General features: G+C 72.0%; 18 protein-coding genes. 7 read left to right on the forward strand and 11 right to left on the reverse strand.

Features of this window, described 5'->3' with window-relative positions; genetic code table 11:
• Positions 1-18: 18 nt before the first annotated feature.
• Complete coding sequence (locus WMF24_RS31430; protein ID WP_433927994.1) at positions 19-285, reverse strand: phosphopantetheine-binding protein; 267 nt, start codon at positions 283-285, stop codon at positions 19-21.
• An 84-nt stretch (positions 286-369) separates the two neighbouring features.
• On the opposite strand from WMF24_RS31430, the gene WMF24_RS31435 reads away from it, so the two are divergent.
• Positions 370-1,161 carry an enoyl-CoA hydratase/isomerase family protein gene (locus WMF24_RS31435; RefSeq protein ID WP_437731108.1) on the forward strand — a complete coding sequence of 264 codons (792 nt, stop codon included), beginning with the start codon at positions 370-372 and terminating at the stop codon, positions 1,159-1,161.
• A 165-nt stretch (positions 1,162-1,326) separates the two neighbouring features.
• On the opposite strand, the gene WMF24_RS31440 is transcribed toward WMF24_RS31435, so the two are convergent.
• Positions 1,327-1,845, reverse strand: coding sequence for a hypothetical protein (locus WMF24_RS31440; protein ID WP_437731109.1), 519 nt, complete (start codon positions 1,843-1,845; stop codon positions 1,327-1,329).
• On the opposite strand from WMF24_RS31440, the gene WMF24_RS31445 reads away from it, so the two are divergent.
• On the forward strand, positions 1,840-2,181 hold the full coding sequence (locus WMF24_RS31445) for a sigma factor-like helix-turn-helix DNA-binding protein (RefSeq protein ID WP_437731110.1): 342 nt from the start codon (positions 1,840-1,842) through the stop codon (positions 2,179-2,181). The two genes, WMF24_RS31440 and WMF24_RS31445, sit on opposite strands and share 6 nt — an antisense overlap.
• 54 nt (positions 2,182-2,235) lie before the next feature.
• On the opposite strand, the gene WMF24_RS31450 is transcribed toward WMF24_RS31445, so the two are convergent.
• Positions 2,236-3,780 (reverse strand): flavohemoglobin expression-modulating QEGLA motif protein, encoded by a 1,545-nt coding sequence (locus tag WMF24_RS31450; protein WP_437731111.1) that lies wholly within the window; start codon positions 3,778-3,780, stop codon positions 2,236-2,238.
• Positions 3,781-3,910: 130 nt separating this feature from the next.
• Here WMF24_RS31450 and WMF24_RS31455 point away from each other — a divergent pair, with 130 nt between their 5' ends.
• Positions 3,911-4,945 (forward strand): AAA family ATPase, encoded by a 1,035-nt coding sequence (locus tag WMF24_RS31455; RefSeq protein ID WP_437731112.1) that lies wholly within the window; start codon positions 3,911-3,913, stop codon positions 4,943-4,945.
• Positions 4,946-4,969: 24 nt separating this feature from the next.
• On the opposite strand, the gene sixA is transcribed toward WMF24_RS31455, so the two are convergent.
• Both sixA and WMF24_RS31465 read right to left on the reverse strand, forming a co-directional pair.
• Positions 4,970-5,491, reverse strand: a complete 522-nt coding sequence (sixA, locus tag WMF24_RS31460) for a phosphohistidine phosphatase SixA (protein ID WP_437731113.1) — start codon at positions 5,489-5,491, stop codon at positions 4,970-4,972.
• Positions 5,492-5,568: 77 nt separating this feature from the next.
• Positions 5,569-7,467, reverse strand: coding sequence for a MopE-related protein (locus WMF24_RS31465; RefSeq protein ID WP_437731114.1), 1,899 nt, complete (start codon positions 7,465-7,467; stop codon positions 5,569-5,571).
• 766 nt (positions 7,468-8,233) lie between these two features.
• Here WMF24_RS31465 and WMF24_RS31470 point away from each other — a divergent pair.
• Together WMF24_RS31470 and WMF24_RS31475 are read left to right on the forward strand one after the other, a co-directional pair.
• On the forward strand, positions 8,234-8,794 hold the full coding sequence (locus tag WMF24_RS31470) for an SMI1/KNR4 family protein (RefSeq protein WP_437731115.1): 561 nt from the start codon (positions 8,234-8,236) through the stop codon (positions 8,792-8,794).
• A gap of 50 nt (positions 8,795-8,844) precedes the next feature.
• Positions 8,845-9,876 (forward strand): RluA family pseudouridine synthase, encoded by a 1,032-nt coding sequence (locus tag WMF24_RS31475; RefSeq protein ID WP_437731116.1) that lies wholly within the window; start codon positions 8,845-8,847, stop codon positions 9,874-9,876.
• Here the strand turns inward: WMF24_RS31475 and WMF24_RS31480 are convergent.
• The 3 genes from WMF24_RS31480 to WMF24_RS31490 all read right to left on the reverse strand — a co-directional run bounded on the left by WMF24_RS31480 (position 9,857) and on the right by WMF24_RS31490 (position 12,451).
• Positions 9,857-10,120 (reverse strand): hypothetical protein, encoded by a 264-nt coding sequence (locus WMF24_RS31480; protein ID WP_012238561.1) that lies wholly within the window; start codon positions 10,118-10,120, stop codon positions 9,857-9,859. The two genes, WMF24_RS31475 and WMF24_RS31480, sit on opposite strands and share 20 nt — an antisense overlap.
• Positions 10,121-10,208: 88 nt before the next feature.
• On the reverse strand, positions 10,209-11,795 hold the full coding sequence (locus tag WMF24_RS31485; protein WP_437731117.1) for a hypothetical protein: 1,587 nt from the start codon (positions 11,793-11,795) through the stop codon (positions 10,209-10,211).
• Entirely contained in the window at positions 11,792-12,451 is a 660-nt protein-coding gene (locus WMF24_RS31490; protein WP_437738879.1) for a Maf family protein, read from the reverse strand. Before WMF24_RS31490 ends, WMF24_RS31485 begins: the two co-directional genes overlap by 4 nt.
• A 167-nt stretch (positions 12,452-12,618) precedes the next feature.
• On the opposite strand from WMF24_RS31490, the gene WMF24_RS31495 reads away from it, so the two are divergent.
• Positions 12,619-14,640 carry an OmpA family protein gene (locus WMF24_RS31495; RefSeq protein WP_437731118.1) on the forward strand — a complete coding sequence of 674 codons (2,022 nt, stop codon included), beginning with the start codon at positions 12,619-12,621 and terminating at the stop codon, positions 14,638-14,640.
• Entirely contained in the window at positions 14,637-15,545 is a 909-nt protein-coding gene (locus tag WMF24_RS31500; RefSeq protein WP_437731119.1) for a PPC domain-containing DNA-binding protein, read from the forward strand. Before WMF24_RS31495 ends, WMF24_RS31500 begins: the two co-directional genes overlap by 4 nt.
• A gap of 60 nt (positions 15,546-15,605) precedes the next feature.
• On the opposite strand, the gene WMF24_RS31505 is transcribed toward WMF24_RS31500, so the two are convergent.
• The 3 genes from WMF24_RS31505 to WMF24_RS31515 all read right to left on the reverse strand — a co-directional run bounded on the left by WMF24_RS31505 (position 15,606) and on the right by WMF24_RS31515 (position 18,216).
• Positions 15,606-16,199, reverse strand: a complete 594-nt coding sequence (locus tag WMF24_RS31505; protein ID WP_437731120.1) for a polysaccharide biosynthesis/export family protein — start codon at positions 16,197-16,199, stop codon at positions 15,606-15,608.
• Complete coding sequence (locus tag WMF24_RS31510) at positions 16,199-17,539, reverse strand: hypothetical protein (RefSeq protein ID WP_437731121.1); 1,341 nt, start codon at positions 17,537-17,539, stop codon at positions 16,199-16,201. Before WMF24_RS31510 ends, WMF24_RS31505 begins: the two co-directional genes overlap by 1 nt.
• Before the next feature lie 101 nt (positions 17,540-17,640).
• On the reverse strand, positions 17,641-18,216 hold the full coding sequence (locus tag WMF24_RS31515) for a hypothetical protein (RefSeq protein ID WP_437731122.1): 576 nt from the start codon (positions 18,214-18,216) through the stop codon (positions 17,641-17,643).
• Positions 18,217-18,279: the final 63 nt, after the last annotated feature.

An 18,279-nucleotide genomic window follows, 5' to 3' on the forward strand; every position in this document is an offset into this window, starting at 1 on the left:
CGGCTCTCTGCAGCGCGCTCACGCCGCCGCGGTCGACTTCAGGATGTGGGCCACGAGCGCGTCCACCGACGCGAAGATCGGCCTCGCCTCGTCGCCCTCCGGGATGCGGACGCCGAAACGCTCTTCCACGCTCATGGCGAGCTGCAGCGCGTCCAGGGAGTCGAGCCCCAGCCCCTCACCGAACAGCGGCGCCGCGTCGTCGATGTCGGCCGGCGTCTTTCCCTCGAGGTTCAGCTCCTCGACCATGAGTTCTTTTAACTTCTGCCGCACGTCCTGCGCGTTCATGAGCACTTCCCTGCGGGGTAGCACAATTCCGCGCCTTTCTACCAGGGGGCAGCGCTTTTTCTGTCGGTTTGGTAAAGAGCGCCCATGGCTCTCGTCGACTACGCCACCTCTGCCGGCGTCGCGCTGCTTACCCTCAATGATCCGCCCGTCAACGGCTACACGCACGAGATGATGAAGGACCTCGATGCGGCCATCCTCGAGGCCCGCTTCGACAACGATGTACATGTCATCGTCATCACCGGGCATGGCGAAAAGTTCTTCTGCGCCGGAGCGAACATCAACATGCTCCGCGAGTCGGACCCGACGTTCAAATATTACTTCTGTCTGCACGCGAACGAGACGTTGAGCCGCCTCGAGCACACGCCAAAGCTCTGCATCGCGGCGCTGAACGGCCACACTGTAGGCGGCGGTCTCGAGATTGCGATGGCCTGCGATCTGCGCATCGCCCGCAAGGGCGCCGGCAAGATCGGCCTCCCGGAGGTCGCGCTCGGCGTGCTGCCGGGCACGGGCGGCACCCAGCGCCTCGCCAGGCTCATCGGTAAGTCTCGTGCGATCCAGCTCATGTGCGAGGGGCAGACGTTCGACTTCGAGACGGCGCTCGCCCATGGCCTGGTCAACGACGTCTGGGAGACGGCCTCCCATGACGAGTTCATGGACCGGGTCCTCGCGTACAGTCATACGTTCACGCTGCCGGACCGCGCGGCTCTGGCGGTCGGACGCATCAAGCGCGCCGTACAGACAGGCTTCGAGGTGGGGCTTGAACAGGGGCTCGCCCTCGAGCGCGAGCTCCAGGCGGAGCTGTTCGCGTCGGAGGACGCTCGCGAGGGGCTCGCCGCGTACATGGAGAAACGCAAGCCGACGTTCCAGGGCAAGTAAGCGCGCCGTACACAGACCGGGACCTCATCCAGCCGCCGAGGGGTCGGCGTCCAGGCTGCCTGTGCATCTCTGGACAGCACGGAATATGTGATCCATTTCACATAAAAGACCAACCGTCGGATGCTGTGACGATTTTCAAATCAGCCGGGGCTGCTGTACGTAAGTTCAGGCATGCAACAGCCTCTTGAGCACGTGCCGCTTCCAGAGCGGCCCAGCTTCGAGACCGTGTACGCTGTGGGCCTGTCGTTCCTCCGGCAAGCGCTCCGCTGGCTCGGGGTGGCAGAGCGCGATGTCGACGACGTCCTGCAGGACGTCATGATCGCTGCGTACCACGCGCTCGACGGCTTCGATCCAGGGCGCAGCCCCCGCGACGCGTGTGCCAACCACCCCTCGTGCGGCGATGGGCCGGGCCCGGACCGCAGCGCTCCGCACGGCGCGACGCCGCTGCGCGAACCCCTCAGGCGCTGGCTGTTCGGCATCGCCTGGCGTCAGGTCGGCCACTACCGCGAGCGCGCCCATCGTCGTCGAGAGATAGCGGTCGGCGCTGGGACGAGCTGGCCGCTCGATCTCGCCGATCCAGGGCTGAGCTCGGAACAGATGCTCGCCCGCGTGCAAAGCGGCCAGCTCGTTGGCCGGCTGCTCGGAGCGATCGATCTTGACCGGCGGATCGTCTTGATCATGCACGACCTGCTCGAGCTCACGACCGCCGACATCGCGCGCGATCTGGGCATGAACGAGAACACGGTGCGCAACCGCCTCAGGCTCGCCCGCGAGGACTTCCGCGTGGCCGTGAAGCGAATGAACGCCGAGGACCGGCGCGCGCTCCGCGACCCCCTGAGGCTCCCGGTCGCAGAGCGCTCCCGAGCCGCAGACGACGAGTCGCTCATGAACGCGGCCCGGCTCATCCCCGAGGTGCCGGACGCCATCCGGCAGCGGGTCTGGCTCGCGGTCACGCGCGCGATCGCCAGCGTGCACGCGGGCGGCGCCGACGCGCAGGCTCCCGCGGCGCCACCTCCCTGAGGAGGCTCCACCGGAGGTGACGTCTGGAGCCGGCCCCAAGGCAGAGGGGCGCGCTCAGTGCTCCAGCATCCTGCCGTAGTGCTCGGCGATCGCCGTCCCCCCGAGGCGGGAGAAGAAGGAAGAGTAGCAGATCCAGATCGCCAGCCCGCTCATGTCGTCGAACATCGGCGGGAGATACGGCGGCGGGCGGACGATCCCGTCGGTCACATGCGCGTGGAGGATGGGGACGTCCTCGTGCGCGACCTTCCCGACGAACAGGAAGGGGATGAGCATCGCGCGATCGTGCTGAATTGCGGCGCGCATGAAGGCGTAGTTGAGGACGATCCCCTTGCAGTAGCAGGCGTCCTTCGTGAACGGCGCCCCTCCCGCGAGGACGCCGCCGCGGAAGACGCGCCGGGCGTTCTGGAAGCACTCTTCCTCCTCGTACCCTTCGGTGCGGTACCACTCGAAGACGTCGAGGAAGGACGCCCCGTCCTCCGCCTTGTCCACCGCGAGGATGCGATCGTTCAGCTTCTTCGCCCGGCGCGGCGTGCTCCGGAAGGTGAGGATCTCGACAAGGACCGCGAGCCCTTCCTGAACGGCCGTGGTGCGCGGGGGCCCCTTCGCCAGCCAGCGCGCCACCGGCTGAGCCTGCCCGTTCAAGCTCGTCGCGACGTGGACCCACCCCTCGTGCGCCTCGAGGATGTCGACGTCGCTCCTGGAGAACATCGCGCCGCTCCGGATCTTCACGTAGTCGCTCCCGGCAGCGGCGTCGGCGAGGAGCGAATCGTCCACCTGGACGCGGATCGACGCGCCGCCGAAGAAGCGATCGAAGCGGGCGTTCAGCTCGAGCGCCGCCATCTCTGCCGTGATCTCGCGCTGCTGCGGCGGGCCGAGCCGCTCGCCGCCGATCGCCGTCAGGAGGTCGTAGAGCACGAAACCCATGTCCCGCACGCTCGTCTTCCCGTCGGGCAGCTTGTCCTTCGGGGAGCCGTAGAGCTCGCGGGACAGGGTGTAGAACGCCTTCGTCCCCCGCCCCATGAGCATGCTCACGACCTTCCTGTACTCGTCCGCGGTCGCGCGGAGGATCTGCCCGAGCCGGTCGCGCTTGCCGAGCTCCCGCTCCGCGTCGCGGAGGATCTCCTCGATCTCGCGCAGCTTGGCCTCCGGATCGAAGCCCAGGTCGTCCGAGTAGGTCACCTTGGGCAGCTCTCGCTGCTTCGAGCGGAGAAATTGCTCCTCGACCTCCGCTTCCCACCGGAGCGCCTGGAGGATGCGGAGCGGCCGCTGCGCGTCCAGCACGCGCTGGCCCAGGCCCGCGAGGATCTCCTTGTAGGAGCGCCACGGCGCCGCGACCGGCGGGAGCGGCGCGTGCGGGATCGGCCCGTCACGCAGGCTCAGCGACTCGAGCGGGGCCGACGGCGCCTCCCCGCTCTCCCCGCCGCCCTCGTCGCGGCCGTCCTCCCCCGCCGTCCGGGAGGCGGCCGCGTCTCCCTCCGCCGCGCCGGCGCCGCCGCTGCGCGGCTCGCCCGCCGGCTCGCTCGCTTCCAGCTCGCGCTGCACCGCCCCGTCCGCTTCGCGCGGCCCGCTCCTCTCCTGGGCCTCAGAGCTCTGCGCCATCGCGATCGATTGCTAACACCGGCTCACCTGTCGGAGCAAACCTCCACGGCGCTGAACCCCCGCCGCCACGCGAACGGCGACCGGCCGGTCCTTGTCGGCATCGCAACCTCGGGGTACGAGCCCTGCCCCCATGAGCGATCCCGAGCACAGGAATGACGACGCGATGACCGCCGACGAGGAGTCGAGCTCCCTGTCGGACGCCGCGCTCCTCGAGCGCACCGCGGAGGGAGCCAGGCGGCTCCGCGCGGCGATCGCCGAAGCGGTGGTCGGGCAGGACGACGTCGTCGAGGCGATGCTGATCACGCTCGCCGCGCGCGGTCACGCGCTGCTCGTCGGCGTCCCAGGGCTCGCCAAGACGCTGCTCGTGGCGTCGCTCGCCCGGGCGCTCGACCTGAGCTTCGGGCGCGTCCAGTTCACGCCGGATCTGCTGCCCGCCGACATCACGGGGACCGACGTGCTGCACGAGCAGCACGGCTCCCGGAGCCTGCGCTTCCAGCCCGGGCCCATCTTCCACAACCTCGTCCTCGCGGACGAGGTGAACCGGACGCCGCCGAAGACGCAGGCCGCGCTGCTCGAGGCGATGCAGGAGCGCAAGGTGACCGTCGGGACCACCACGCACGCCCTCCCCGACCCCTTCCAGGTCTTCGCGACGCGAAACCCGATCGAGCAGGAGGGCACATACCCGCTGCCGGAGGCGCAGCTCGATCGGTTCCTCCTCGAGATTCACGTCACCTACCCGAGCGAGGCCGAGGAACGCGAGGTGGCGCGGCGGACGACGTCGGGGAAGCCACCGGCGATCGCGCCGGTGCTCAAGGCGGCAGAGGTGCGGGCCATCGGCCGCCTCGTCCCGAGGATCCCGGTGACCGACGAGGCCGTGGACCTCGCCGTGCGCCTCGCCAGGGCGACGCGGCCGGGGGCGGAGCGGGTCGCGCAGGAGGTCCGCGACTACGTGCGCTACGGCGCCGGGCCGCGCGGGAGCCAGGCGCTCGTGATCGCGGCCAAGGCGCGCGCGGCGCTCCGCGGAGAGGCCGCCGCGGACGTGGAGGACGTGAGGGCGCTGCTGATCCCGGCGCTGCGGCACCGGATCGTGCTCTCGTACCGCGCCGAGGCGGACGGCGTTCGCGACGTCGACGTGCTGAGCGCCGTGGAGCGATCGGTGCGCTGAGCGGCGCCCGGGCGCGGACGCCGCTCAGCGGGACCGAGGCGCCTGCTGCTGCGCGTCCTTCACCGGGTCGACCGCCTTCATGGCCTTCAGGTCCAGGACGAAGCGCACGACCCCCGGCCCGCGCCCGTCCCAGCTCACCGCGACGACGCCGCTCTTCTTCAGCCCCGTCCAGCCGATGTCGCCGACCAGCGACGTCACGAGCGACGACAGGGAGGGCTCGTGCCCCACGAGCGCCAGCGGCTGCCCGCCCTGATGCTGCGCGAGCAGGCGAAGGATGTCGGCGGTGTCGCGCGAAGGAGAGAGCTCGGCGACCACCGAGACCTCGTCGGTCAGCCCTGCAGCTTCGGCGATGATCTCCGCGGTCTGCACCGAACGCACGAGGGGGCTCGTCCAGATCTCCGCAGGACAGCGGCCCTTCTGCTTCGTGAGCCACTTCGCGACGCGCCGGGTGACCTTGCGGCCCTTGCCCGTGAGCCAGCGACCGGCGTCGCCGAGGCCGGGCGCGTCGTCCACGGCCTGTCCATGGCGAATGATGACGATCTCCATGGCGTGACCTTACCGCGAGCGACCGTTCGCAGGGGAGAGCTGCGCGCCCGAGAGCGGGAGCGCCGATCTCCGGCCCATCAGAACTCGCACTGGTTCGTCGCGCTGTTGCAGTGCGAGCCCGGCGCAACGAACGGGCAGATGCTCCCGAAGAAGGCGTTGCACGGAATGCCGCACGTGTAGGACGTGTGCGTGTAACAGATCTGCCCCTCGTCGCAATCCGCGTCGGAGGCGCAGCGGCAGTTGAAATCGTCGGGGATCCCGTTGCCGTTGTCGTCCAGGCCGTCGCAGCACTCCGTCACATAGAAGTCGCTCGCGCTGCAGTCCTCATCGGCGCAATCGAGCTTGCCGTCGCAGTCGTTGTCGACCCCGTCCGTGCACGCGGCGGTCCCGAACTCGGGGCCCGGCGCCGCGCCGCGCGCGCAGCTGCGGCACGGGCCGAAGGCGGCGCAGTCAGGGTCGGCGCAGTCCACGTAGTGGTCGCCGTCGTTGTCGACGTCGTCGTCGCAGGCCTCGCTCGGGTTCGGGTCGATCGCGACGTTGAGCCTGAAGAGCCCCTCGTTCGACCCGCTCGCGGGATCGATCGTGTAGCCGTCGAGGAACACGAAGTACGTGCCCGGGTACAGGATGCTGAACTCGATCAGGGAGGACCACGCCTCGCCGCCGCTGTCGTCGTCGCACCCGATCTCGCGGCCTGAGTTGCAGGCGCCGGTGCGCACGTAGAGCACGGAGTCGAAGCTCGACCCGCGCGAGTCGAGGTGCACGCGCGACGGCTCGGTGAGCACGAAGTAGAAGACCGCCTCGCCGGCGTCGCCGCCGCACGCGCCCCGGGTCTCGCTCACGTGGCCGGTGGTGTCGCCCGTGTAGACGCCGGTCCCGGGGATGAGCTTCGGCGACAGGCAGTTGGCCTGCTCGAGCACGCAGCGCGGATTGCTCGCGCAGTCAGGATCTGCGCAGTCCACGAGGGCGTCGCGGTCGTCGTCGAGGCGGTTGTTGCACTGCTCCGGCGTCGGCGCGCAGCCGGGCGCGAAGGCGCACGCGCCGTCGGCGCAGTCGACGCGCCCATCGCAGTTGTTGTCGACGCCGTCGTCGCAGACCTCGGGCACGCACACCTTGCAGGACGGCGCGGAGATGCACTCCGGATCCGCGCAGTCGACGCGCCCGTCGCAGTCGTTGTCGGAGCCGTCCTCGCACCGCTCCGGCGAGCCCGGCGGCTGGCACGCGCACGGGAAGAAGCCACGGCAGTCCGGATCGCTGCAGTCGACGAGGAGGTCGCAGTCGTCGTCCGCGCGGTTGTCGCACGCCTCGACCCGTCCGCTGCAGGCGCACTGCGGATCGGCGCGGCAGTCGGCGTCCTCGCAGTCGAAGTCGCCGTCGCAGTCGTCGTCGAGGCCGTCGCCGCACCTGCCGGCCTCGGAGGCGGAGCAGCCGCAGGCCGCGGTCCCCGCGCACTCCGCGTCGAAGCAGTCGACGACGGTGTCGCAGTCGTCGTCGACGCCGTTCTGGCAATCCTCGCCGCCGGGCCGCGGGGTACAGCCGCAGATCTCCGCCGCGGCGCACGCGGGGTCGAAGCAGTCGGCGACGCCGTTGCAGTCGTTGTCCGCCGCGTCCGTGCAGCGCTCGGGCATGCCGGGGAAGACGGCCGGATTGAGATCGTTGCAGTCGATCCCGCCGCACACGATGGGGCGGAGGCCGTCACCGTCGTCGTCGCGGGGGCGGTGCTCGCAGCCCCCGTCACGGCACGCGTCGGTCGTGCACTCGTCCCCGTCGTCGCAATCCGCGGGGCCGCGGCACGCCTCGAAGCCTCCCGCGCCGCCCACGCCGCCGATGCCGCCCACGCCGCTGCCGCCGTCGCCGCCGGTGCCGCCGCCGCCCGCTGCGCCGGCGTCGGGGAGCGCGAGGAGGCTCGTCCGGCCACAGGCGCCCGCCGATGCGCCGAGCACCGCGCACGCCGCCACCGCGAAGAAGAACCGTCGCATCCCTGGGGACCGCGGACGCGCCGCCCCGACCCATGCTGAAGAGCCCGGCCTCATCTCTCACCCTCGCGCCCCGGCCGCACGGCCCCACGCGTCGGCTCACTGTACACGCCTGGCTTTCCAGGGAAGCAAGTTTTGAGCCCTCGTCCCGGCGGCGTCTTGCTCGCGCTGGTTCGACTCGAGATCGAGCCGTGCCGCAGCGTGTGAAGACGCCCGGACGATCGGGCGGAGCGGCGGCGCTCCGTCGATCCGGCTGACGTGCGCGCGGATCGGTTGCGGGTCGACGCGTCCGCGTGTAACGAGGCGCGGTGGGCGCGCAGCTCCAGATCGAGGTCGAGCGGCCACCTCCGGGTCTTCAGCGCGGCCGTTACCCTGCGCCACCTTGGGTCATCCTGGCGGTCGGCGCCGCCGTGGTGCTCGCCGCGGTCGCCTTCCTGATCTGGCGGGCGCGGCGCGCCTTGCGTGCACGGACGAGAGGCGGGCCGCGATCCTCGGCACGGCGGTGATGCCGCAGAGGCCGGGCCATCGGCCCGGGCGGAACGATGATCGCATCTCGGTGCGATCGCGGGTTGACACCGAGCGGACCGGACCGGTAGGCACCATAGAGGGACGCGCTCCCGGTCGGCTGATGTAGAGTGCCGCCCGAGCGCGCGACAACGGGGGCCAGGATGCGGCCCCGGTGAGGCCTCCGGGCCCCGAAGAACGCCGCGCAACTGCGGCCCGTGGATACATGGCACCGATCGAACGTGGCGTTGAGCTTGTGCAGCGCGTGATCGCGCATCTGAAGAAGCGCCCTTCCAGCCATGCCGCCGTGGGAGCGAGCCCGGCGGCGCTCGATGCGCTCGAGTCGAAGCTGATGGTCGAGCTGCCGCCCACGCTGCGGGCGTTCCTCGAGTTCGATTTCACGCTCGATAGCCTGGGACCGCGGTTCAAGGGGCGGCACCGCTTCGGGCGCGACCCCTCGGCGCCTCGACCGAAGCTCACCTCGGTCCGCAAGCTGGCCGAGGCGAAGACCGACCTCGGCTGGACCGAGTCGCGGCTCCGCGGCAAGGTCGTGCGGCTGCCCAACCTCCCCGGCCATCCGTGGAACGCGCTGTACCTCGGCGAGGCCAGGCGGGACGGCGAGCTCGTCATCCTCGGCCTGGACAACGAGGACACGAACGTCCGGGTCTTCCCGCGCTACACGGCGTTCGATCTGTACCTCGTCGAGCAGTGCGGCCTCGCCAGGCTGTCCGAAGCCCAGCGCCTCGAGGATCTCGAGTCGCACGTCGCGCTCAACCCCGAGCTCGGGACCGCCGAAGAGGACGACGAGGGCGATACGGAGTATTGATCCGACGCAGCGACGCGCGCGCTGGCGCCGCTCGGCTGCGGACGAGGCCCGTGACGAACGCGATGGTTGCCGGTGCGGAAGCGCTCCACTTCCAGGTGGGCGACGGCGATCCGCGCGACCGGCTCGACAAGCTGGTCGTCCTCCTGCTCGAGCGCGCCGGCCGCGCGACCTCGCGCGCGGCGGTCCAGCGGTGGATCGCCGCCGGCCGGATCCTCGTCGACGGGGAGCCCGCGCGCGCGTCGGTGGCGGTGCGGCCTGGCGCCCTCGTCGAGGTCCGGCCCGAAGCGCCGCCTCCCTCCGCCGCGGTTGCCGATCCCGACGTCGCCATCCCGGTCGTGTACGAGGACGAGCACCTGCTCGTGATCGACAAGCCCGCGGGGCTCGTCGTCCACCCGGCGCGCGGGCACGCGTCGGGCACGCTGGTCAACGGGCTGCTCGCCCTGCCCGGCTTCGCCCTGGCCCCCGCCGATCCGCGCGATCCCATGGGCCACGTCCGCCCCGGGATCGTGCACCGGCTCGACCGAGGCACGAGCGGCCTGCTCGTCGTGGCCAAGGACGAGCCCACCCGCGAGGCGCTGAAGGAGCGGTTCGCCCGGCACGCGATCGAGCGCGAGTACGCCGCGATCGTGGCCGGCGAGGCGCGCGACGCCACGTACGACACGCTCCACGCCCGCCACCCGACCGACAGGCTCCGCTTCACGTCGTGGATCCGCGGCGGCGCCGGCGCGCCCGCGGCGCCGCGGCGCGCCGTGACGCACGTCCGCGTGCTCGAGCGGCTCGGCGACGCGGCGACGGTCGTCGCGTGCTCGCTCGAGACGGGGCGCACCCACCAGATCCGGGTGCACCTCGCCGAGCGCGGCAGGACGCCCGTCCTCGGAGATCCCCTCTACGGCAAGCCGCCGAAGAAGCCGGCGGTGCGGGCGATCGCCGAGGAGCTCGGGCGGCAGGCCCTGCACGCGCGCGTGCTCGGGTTCATCCACCCCGCGACGCAGAAGCCGGTACGCTGGGAGAGCGCGCTGCCGGCGGACATGCGCAGGGCGCTCGACCAGCTCCGGGCGCTCGCTACCAGATCTTCGATTTGATGTGGCCCTTGGACTTGATGAGGATGTCCACGAGGGCGCGGTCGTAGAAATTCTTCTGGTAGAGGTCCGGCGAGACGCGGCTCTTGTAGAGGGCGCGGCCCTCCTCGATCTCCTCGGACAGGACCGTGAAGAGGTCATCCTGCTGGATGCCCTGCACGATCTTCTCCTCGTTGTAGAGCGAGAGATCGCTTGCGATGGCGCGCGCGAGGCGGCGCGCCGCCTCTTCCGTTTCAATCAAGGGCATCCGTCTCTCCTCCAGGGTTCGTCACCAGCCGGGGGCACGCGCTCCCGAGCCGAGGGGCGCCTAGGATGCAGCAGCGCGGGCGGCGCTGTCAAAGTAGCTCGTCGCCCGGCCCCCGCGGAGGCCTGGAGACCGCGTCGCCCGCGTCGCCCGTCGCGCGCGGCGCGCCGGCGCCCGGCCGCTCCGCGCCCTGCCGCGCCGCGGCGAGGGCGGCGAGCCCCGTGAGCAGCGGGAACGCGACGAGCGCGTAGCGTCCGGCGCCGAAGAACGCGGCGTGCGTCGCCGCCGTCGCGGCGAGGGCGGCGAGCGCGGCGCCCACGAGCACCGGCGCCCGGAGGAGCGCGCGGCCCTGGAGCAGCGCGAGGCCGAGGAGCGCAAGGTAGCCCACCCAGGCATGGACGTGGAGCGCGGCGACGATCCCCAGCGCGAGCAGCGCGAGCCGGGCCAGCCCGAGCGCGCGCTGGGCGAGCGAGGGGGCGCGAGCGCGGTCATGCAGGGCGCCGGGCGCCCGCTTGAGGCTCCGCGCCGCCCACGCGAGGGCGAGGAGGAGGACGGCGCGCTCGAAGACGGTCTCGACCGCGCCGAGCGCGACCTTGTCGGCCTCGCTGAAGGCCGCGGGGTTGGCGTCGTGCAGGTACCACCCGGCGGCGCCGCAGTAGTTGAACGTCGCCGCGAGCTTCCGGGGCACGAGCGCGAGCCACGCGCCGGGGTGCTCGGCGATGTACCGCCGCGCCTCGCGCCCGAAGCAGGCGTCCTTGCCGGCCTCGTCGAAGACCTCGCGGCACGCCTCGGGCACCTGGATGGGCGCCCAGGCGCCGGTGGAGGCCGGGTCCGCGCCGATGAGGAGGTTCCAGCCTCCGTTCACGCTGACAAGCGCGCACTGGTTCATCCGCGCGCAGTTGCGCGCGGTCCATGGCGCGCACACGAGGAGCGCGACGGCCGTGGCGAGCAGGACGGGCGCCGCGCGCCGCGCCGCCCGCGCGGCGAAGGATCCATCGAGGCGGGGGCTGCCGCCGGGCGCGGGGCCTGACAGGGCGAGGCCGGCGAACACGGGCGCGAGCAGGAGCGACTGCGGGCGGACGAGGGTGGCGGCGCCGACGAGCAGCCCGACGACGACGAACGGGGCCAGCGCGGGGCCGCGATCGCGCGCCCGCGCGGACGCCCACGCCGCGCAGGCGACGAGCGCGCCGGTGACGCCCTCGGTCATGAGGGCCGGCGTGTACGCGACGAGCCCGGGGTGGAGGGCGACGAGCGCCCCCGCGAGCGCCGGTACGGCGCGCGAACGCGGCGCGGCGCGGGACGCAAGGCGGTGGACGGCGAGCGCGGCGAGCGCGCCGAGGACGGCGTTCAGCAGCATCGCCACCGCGGGGCGCGCGCCGAACAACGCGTACAGGGCGCCGACCGCGCCCGGGTAGCCGACCGGATAGTGCGCGGCGTAGGAGACCACGCCGTCCGGCCAGAGCCACGTGTAACCGAGCCCCGCCGCGATCCGCTCGGCGATGCGGTGGTAGTAGGCGCCGTCGGCCGTGGGCGGGAAGCGCCCGGCCGCCCAGGCGACGACGGCGATGCGCGCGGCGAGGGCGAGGGCGAAGATCGCGGCCGCGTCGCGCCGGCGCGCGGCAACCCGTGCGTCGGCCGGTGCGTCGGCCGGTGCGTCGGCGGGTGCGTCGGCGCTCATGACGAGCGCGCGGGCGGCAGCGGAAAGCGCGCGAGCAAGCCGGTGGCCCGCAGCGCCGCGACGACCTCGCACGCGGGCAGACCGACGACGTTGGAGTACGAGCCGTCCATGCGCGCGACGGCGAACGCGCCGATGCCCTGGATCGCATAGGCGCCGGCCTTGTCGAGCCCCTCGCCGGTCGCCGCGTACGACGCGATCTCGTCGTCGTCGAGCGCGCGGAAGCGCACGCGCGTCACGACCGTCTCCGCGTGGCGCGCCTCGGCGCGGATCGAGGCGGCGTCGGCGGCGAGCTCGGCCTGGCCGCCGTCGGCGATCGCGAACCGGGTCCATACCTGATGCTCGCGGCCCGAGAGGGCGCGGAGCATGGCGCGCGCGTCGGCCTCGTCCCGCGGCTTGCCGAGGATGCTGTCGCCGAGGATGACCGATGTGTCCGCGACGAGGATCGCGCCCGCCCCGGCCGCCTGGTGGAGGCGCCGCGCGGCCGCGAGCTTCGCCAGGGTGACCCGCTCCAGGTAGGCCGCGGGCCCTTCCTCGGCGCGCCCCGCCTCGTCGACCTCGGCTGCCGCGACGCGGAGAGGCAGGCCGAGCGTGGTCAGGATCTCTCGCCGACGCGGCGAGCCGGAGCCGAGCAGGAGCGGATGCGAGTCGTCGATCATCGTCGTGCTGACGCCGGTGCCGCCGGCCCCGGCCGGGCGTGGTCCTAGCACGGCGCGGAACCGACCGCGGAACGCGGCGTGCGCCCGGGCCCCGGGCGCCTCCCGGATCGTGCCGAGACGATTGCTGTTTTGACTCTCCCCCCGGCAGTAGTAGAGGGTCGGGCGCGATGCGCGCCAACTGGAGGGTGCCGGCACGATCAAGCCTCCCGCTGCTGGTGGCCGCTGGCGTCTCCATGGCGCTCTCCCTCCCTGCGCCGGCGCGCGCGGACGAGTGCGCCCCGGCAAGCGGGCTGTCGGGCTGCATCGACGCCGACAACCTCTGGCCTCACGCGGGCGCCGGCCCCTTCTTCGCCGTGGGGAGCACGGCGACGGCGCCGAGCGCGAGGGCGTCGTTCGGGCTCGTGGCGAGCTACCTGTCGCGGCCGGTGGGCCTGCGCGTCGAGTCGCCCGACCCCGAAGGGACGATCGTCCATGTGCTGGACGACGTGCTCGACGCGACGTTCCTGTGGTCGCTCGGGCTCACGGATCGCCTCGAGGTCACGATCGCCGCGCCGGTCACCCTGTACCAGGACGGCTCGGGCTTCTCCGACGTCCTCGGCACCGACCCGGCGCTGCCGCGCAGCGTCCTGCGCGACGCGCGCGTGGGCGCCGCGCTCGCGATCGTGCCGCCGCCGCAGCGCGGCCCGCTGGACGGCTTCTCGCTCGCCGCCCGCCTGGAGCTCGGCTTGCCCACCGGCGACGAGACCGCGTTCGCCAGCGCCGGGACGGTGACGTTCGCGCCGAGCGCCGCCGCGGCATACCAGCTCGGCAAGCTCAGGCTCGCGACCGAGGTGGGGGCCCGGCTCCGTGGCTCGAGCACGCTGGTGCGCACCGCGATCGGCTCGCAGCTCCTCGGCGCCCTCGGCGCCGCGGTCGACGTGCTCCCGGACCGCTGGCTCACGGCCTCCGCCGAGGCGTTCGCCCTCTACACGCTGGCCGACCAGCCCGCCGGCGGCGCGGCGCCCGTACCGGCGGAGTGGATCCTCTCGGCCACGACCGCCCCGCTGCTCGCCGGCGACGTCTCGCTGACCGCGGGCGGCGGGGGATCCATCCCGCTCGCCTCGAAGCCCGTGCTCACCGCGCCGCGCTTCCGCTTCAACCTGGGGCTCCGCTACGCGCCGACGGGGCGCGACCGGGACGCGGACGGCGTCGAGGACCGCGACGATCAGTGCCCGCTCGTCGCCGAGGATCGCGACGGCTTTCAGGACGGCGACGGCTGCCCCGATCCCGACAACGACGGCGACCGGATCCCCGACGCGCGGGACCGGTGCCGGGACGAGCGCGAGACGATCGACGGCTTCCAGGACGGCGACGGCTGCCCCGACGCCGACGACGACAGCGACGGCGTGCCGGACGACGGCGACGCCTGCCGGAACGCCGCGGAGGACCGCGACGGCTTCCAGGACAGCGACGGCTGCCCCGATCCCGACAACGACGGCGACGGGATCCCCGACGCGCGCGACACGTGCCCGAACGGCGCGGAGGACGCCGACGGCTTCAAGGACGACGACGGCTGCCCCGATCCCGACAACGACATCGATCAGGTGCCCGACGGCAGCGACCGGTGCCCGGGCGAGGCCGAGGATCACGACGGCTTCCAGGACGACGACGGCTGCCCCGATCCCGACAACGACGAGGACGGCGTGGCCGACGCGGCCGACGCGTGCCCGGTGACCGCCGAGACGATCGACGGGACGAGCGACGCCGACGGCTGCCCTGAGCCGAACGGCAGGTCCCTTCCGCGGTGGTCCGGCGATCGGGTCGTCCTCGACGGCCTGGCCCGCTTCCCTGCGGGGAGCGCGCGCGTGACGCCGGCGCTGGCGGCGCAGCTCGGCATGATCGCCCAGCTCCTGCGCGGGCGCATGCCGCTCGACGTGATCATCGTGGAGGCCTATCCCGACCGTCAGGGCGATGCGTCGGCGCGCGGGCTCGAGCTCGCCGACGCGCGCGCGAGCGCGGTGAAGGAGCTCCTCGCGAGCGCAGGGTTCCCGGCGGACCGGATCACGGCCGCCGCTGGCGACACATCGGCTCGGCGCGCGCCTGGCGCGCCCCAGATCGAGGTGACGGCGACCCGTGCTCGGCGCGCGGAAAAGGACCCCCGCGCGCCGGGCACAGCCTCCTCGACGACCGGAGAGAAGAAACTGCGATGAACGTTCTCGAGGCACGCCGTGCCCGTCATCTGATCATCCGCCTCGATCGAGGCGAGGAGCTCCCCGCCGCGCTGGTGCGCGCCCTCGACGAGGCCGAGGCCCGCGCCGGCTGGATCGAGGGGGTAGGCTCGCTCGAGCAAGCGGAGATCGCGCTGTTCGATCAAGCCTCCCGCGCCCACGCGAAGACGCGGGTCCTCGACGGCCCGTGCGACGTCGCGGCGCTCTCGGGGAGCATCGCCGTCCAGCAGGGCGAGACGTCGCTGCGCCTGTCGGCCACGCTCGCCCGCGAGTCCGGCGTCGGCCTCCAGCTCGCCGCCGGCGAGCTGGTGTGGGCGCGGGTCTACGGGCTCGAGCTCCGTGTCACGGTGTTCGACGACCTGCCGCTCGTGCGGACCTTCGACGAGCGGACGGGCCTCATGCAGCTCGCGGCCCAGTCGACGACCCTCCCCGCGATCGCGAGCGAGCCCGCCCGCACGGCGCCTCCGACGCCGGCCGCGGAGCCGCCCCGCGCTGCGCCTCCAGCCGCCGCGCCTCCAGCCCCGGAGCCGCCCCGCATGGCGCCTCCGACGCCGGCCGCGGAGCCGCCCCGCGCGCCGCCGCCGGTCGCGGAGCCGCCGCGCGCCGTGCCTGCGACCTCCACCATGGAGCCCGCCGCCGTGCCGCTGCCGCAGCGCCCGGTCCGTCGTCGCCAGGAGGAGGAGACCTACCCTGAAGTGGGCGACAGCGTGACCCACTTCCACTTCGGCGAGTGCATCGTGATCAGCTCCGACGGCGAGCGGATCCGACTCCGCCAGGAGCGCGACGGCCGCGTGCGCGAGGTCTCGCTGACGATGCTCCGCGTCGAGCCCCCCACCGTGGATCCGGCCACCGGCAAGAAGCAGTTCCGTCTTACCCGAAAAAATTAAGCGCCGCGCGCCGCCCCGGGGGAGGCGGCGGACCGGCGCGCGGTCGCTCAGCGCGTCCGCTCAGAAGACGCGCTGGGCGACGTTGATCGAGTCCCCTGCCTGGAGCGGGACGTCGGGGATCTTGTTGTCGATGATGTCCTCGACCGAGACCGTCGCGAACACGGTCTTGCCCTGGGACTTCCTGCGGATCGTGACGCGATCCTTGTCCGCGATGCTGTTGAAGCCTCCCGCCATCGAGATGGCGCGGAGCAGCGTCATGCCGGGCTGAAGCGGCAGGGATCCTGGCTTCTGCACCTCACCGAGCACCTCCACCCGCTTCGAGTTGTACTCGCGGATGCTCACGCTCACGCTCGGGTCCGTGAGGACCTGCCCCTCCATGAGCTTGGCGCGCACGAGCTCCGCCACCTCCTGCGGCTCGAGGCCCGCGACCTTGAGCCGCTTCACGTAGGGGAAGTCGACGGTGCCGTCCGGCGCGACGGTGAACGTCGAGGGCAGCTTGTCTTCCCCGACGATGCGGAGCTCGAAGACGTCCCCGACGCCGATGGTCGTCGCCTCCACGGGCGGGGGGAGGTTCACTGGTCCGGGCTGACGCGACGAGCAGGCGGCGATCGCCAGCGCGAGCAGGGTGGCAAGCCACGGACGAGAGCGCCTCATCACATGAACCAGCGCACGCCCAGGTAGGCCTCGAACTGCTGCCACCCGAGATAGTTCTCCACGGCGTCCGCGCCCGTCGCGTTGCGGAGCACCAGGCCGGTGCTGCTGACGTTGTTGCCGTACCGCAGGGTCGAGTTGATCCCCAGGGAGTCCCCTATCCGGTACTCGCCAAACAGGGAGGCATCGATACGGACGTCCGTCCACGGCTCCTCGGGGGCGAGGACGTTCCCCGAGTTCGCCGGGATCCCGGGATACACGTGGGCCGCCACGCCGCCGTCGGCGATCAGCAGGAAACGCCCGCCGAAGAAGTAAGTCAGCTTGAGGTAACCACGGTTGCGCTCGTAGTAGCTCCAGAGGAAGCTGTCGTGAAAATCGCGCGTGAAGCCCGCAGAGAGCGAGGAGAGCGCGAGCGTCGCCGCCGCAGGATCCGTCCCCGGGTTCGGCGTCAGGAACCACTTCAGCTCGAACTGGCCGATGACGCTATCGAAGTCGTGGACGACGGACGCGTCGTTCTCCGGCGTGTAGAAGCTCGCGCCCCAGCCCGCCATCGCGAGCAGGCCGAACGACGATGTCACGAGGCCGTTGATCCCGAGCTGCGCGCGCAGCGGATGAGAGGACTGCTGGGAGGTCGGGTTCGGGTAATCGACGAACCCCAGCGAGGCGTCGTAGATCAGCGCGGTGCGCGGCAGGAAGCGCCAGCGGCCCCGCGTCCGGATCATGTGCTGCAGGTTCGTCAGACCGTCGTATTCATCGACCTCGAAGAACGTGCCCAGGAAGCGATATCCCAGCCGCCAGTCGAACAGCCCTCCTCCCGGCGTCCATACCAGCTCTGCGCCCGCGTCAGCGTGGATGCGCCGGAAGCTCTGGTTGGAGATCCCGAGATCGGAGGAGGCGATCGTCCTGCCGACCGACGCATCGAGGATCGCGGACCATGGGCGCCGGGGCAGGATCGTCAGGTTGGCGTCGAGCAGGCCGCCCACGTTCCGTTGCTCGCTCAGCCGGTCTCGCCCCGTCTCCGTGCCGGAGACCGGGAAGAACTCCTCGTAGGTCGCGGAGATGCCGCCGCGGAACTCGACGTCCGGCGGCGGCGCGTCGGGCGTCACCTCCTGGCGCTGCTGGCTGAGCGTCGAGAGCGAGAACGACGGCGTGATCCGGAGCCGCAACGAGCCGACCGGCCCGATGTCGTCACCGCCGGCCCTGTCCTCCTCGGCCCTGCGAAAGAAGTTCGAGTCATAGCCGAACTCCGCCGCGACCCCCGGGTGGAGCTCGAGATCACCAGCCCGTATGCCGATGCCCTCGGTGTAGCGGCGATCCTTGAGCCATGGCTGGTCTTGCGCCATCGCCAACGCCGGGGACAGGGTGATTGTGATTACGGCAGCGGCTATGGTTTCACGAAGTTTCATCGCCTAATGGGCAGTGGCAATCCGAGAGAGGCGGTCGCCTACCGAAAACAGCTACTGCACGCAGGCGGCTCGATGATGATCTGGCTGACGGGGTACTCGGAGGGATCATCCTTGGGGAGGTTCGGATCGATCGTCGAGGTGACGGCGCTGTCGCCGATGAACCCCGCTTCCTGGCCGATGCACTGGTTGGCCTCCGCCGTCAGCTGCTCGGCCCGCTGGCGCAGCACCGTCAGGATCGTGAACTCATGGTTGGAGAGGTCGGCGTCACGCCGGTTCACGGCGAGCTCCAGCCCCTGCCGCCGCTCGCGGGCGGAGCGGATGGCGACGTCGATCTGATTCAACTTGTCGTTGAGGCAGAGCGTCTTCACGACGTCGCGCTGCGAACGGGCCGTCTCGAGCTGCCGACGAACCGACGTGCGGGCCCCGTCCATCCGGGCGAGGAAGGTCTCGCTCTGCGCGAGCTGCTCCGCCGGGGACAGGTTCACCTGCCGCGCGAGGCCAGCGGACGCGTCCGGCGGAGGCGCCGTCTGCGCCTGTGCAGCAGCGATGCCGTGGCCGACCACGACAGAGATCAGCGCTACTGCTGCAAAGCCGGGGATCTGTTCGCGCTTCATCGAAGCCTCCGAAAGTCAGGCCCGCGGAGTATAAATGCGGGCAGACGTAATTGTCAAAACGCA

Source organism: Sorangium sp. So ce1335, from assembly GCF_051521615.1.
GTDB lineage: Bacteria > Myxococcota_A > Polyangia > Polyangiales > Polyangiaceae > Sorangium.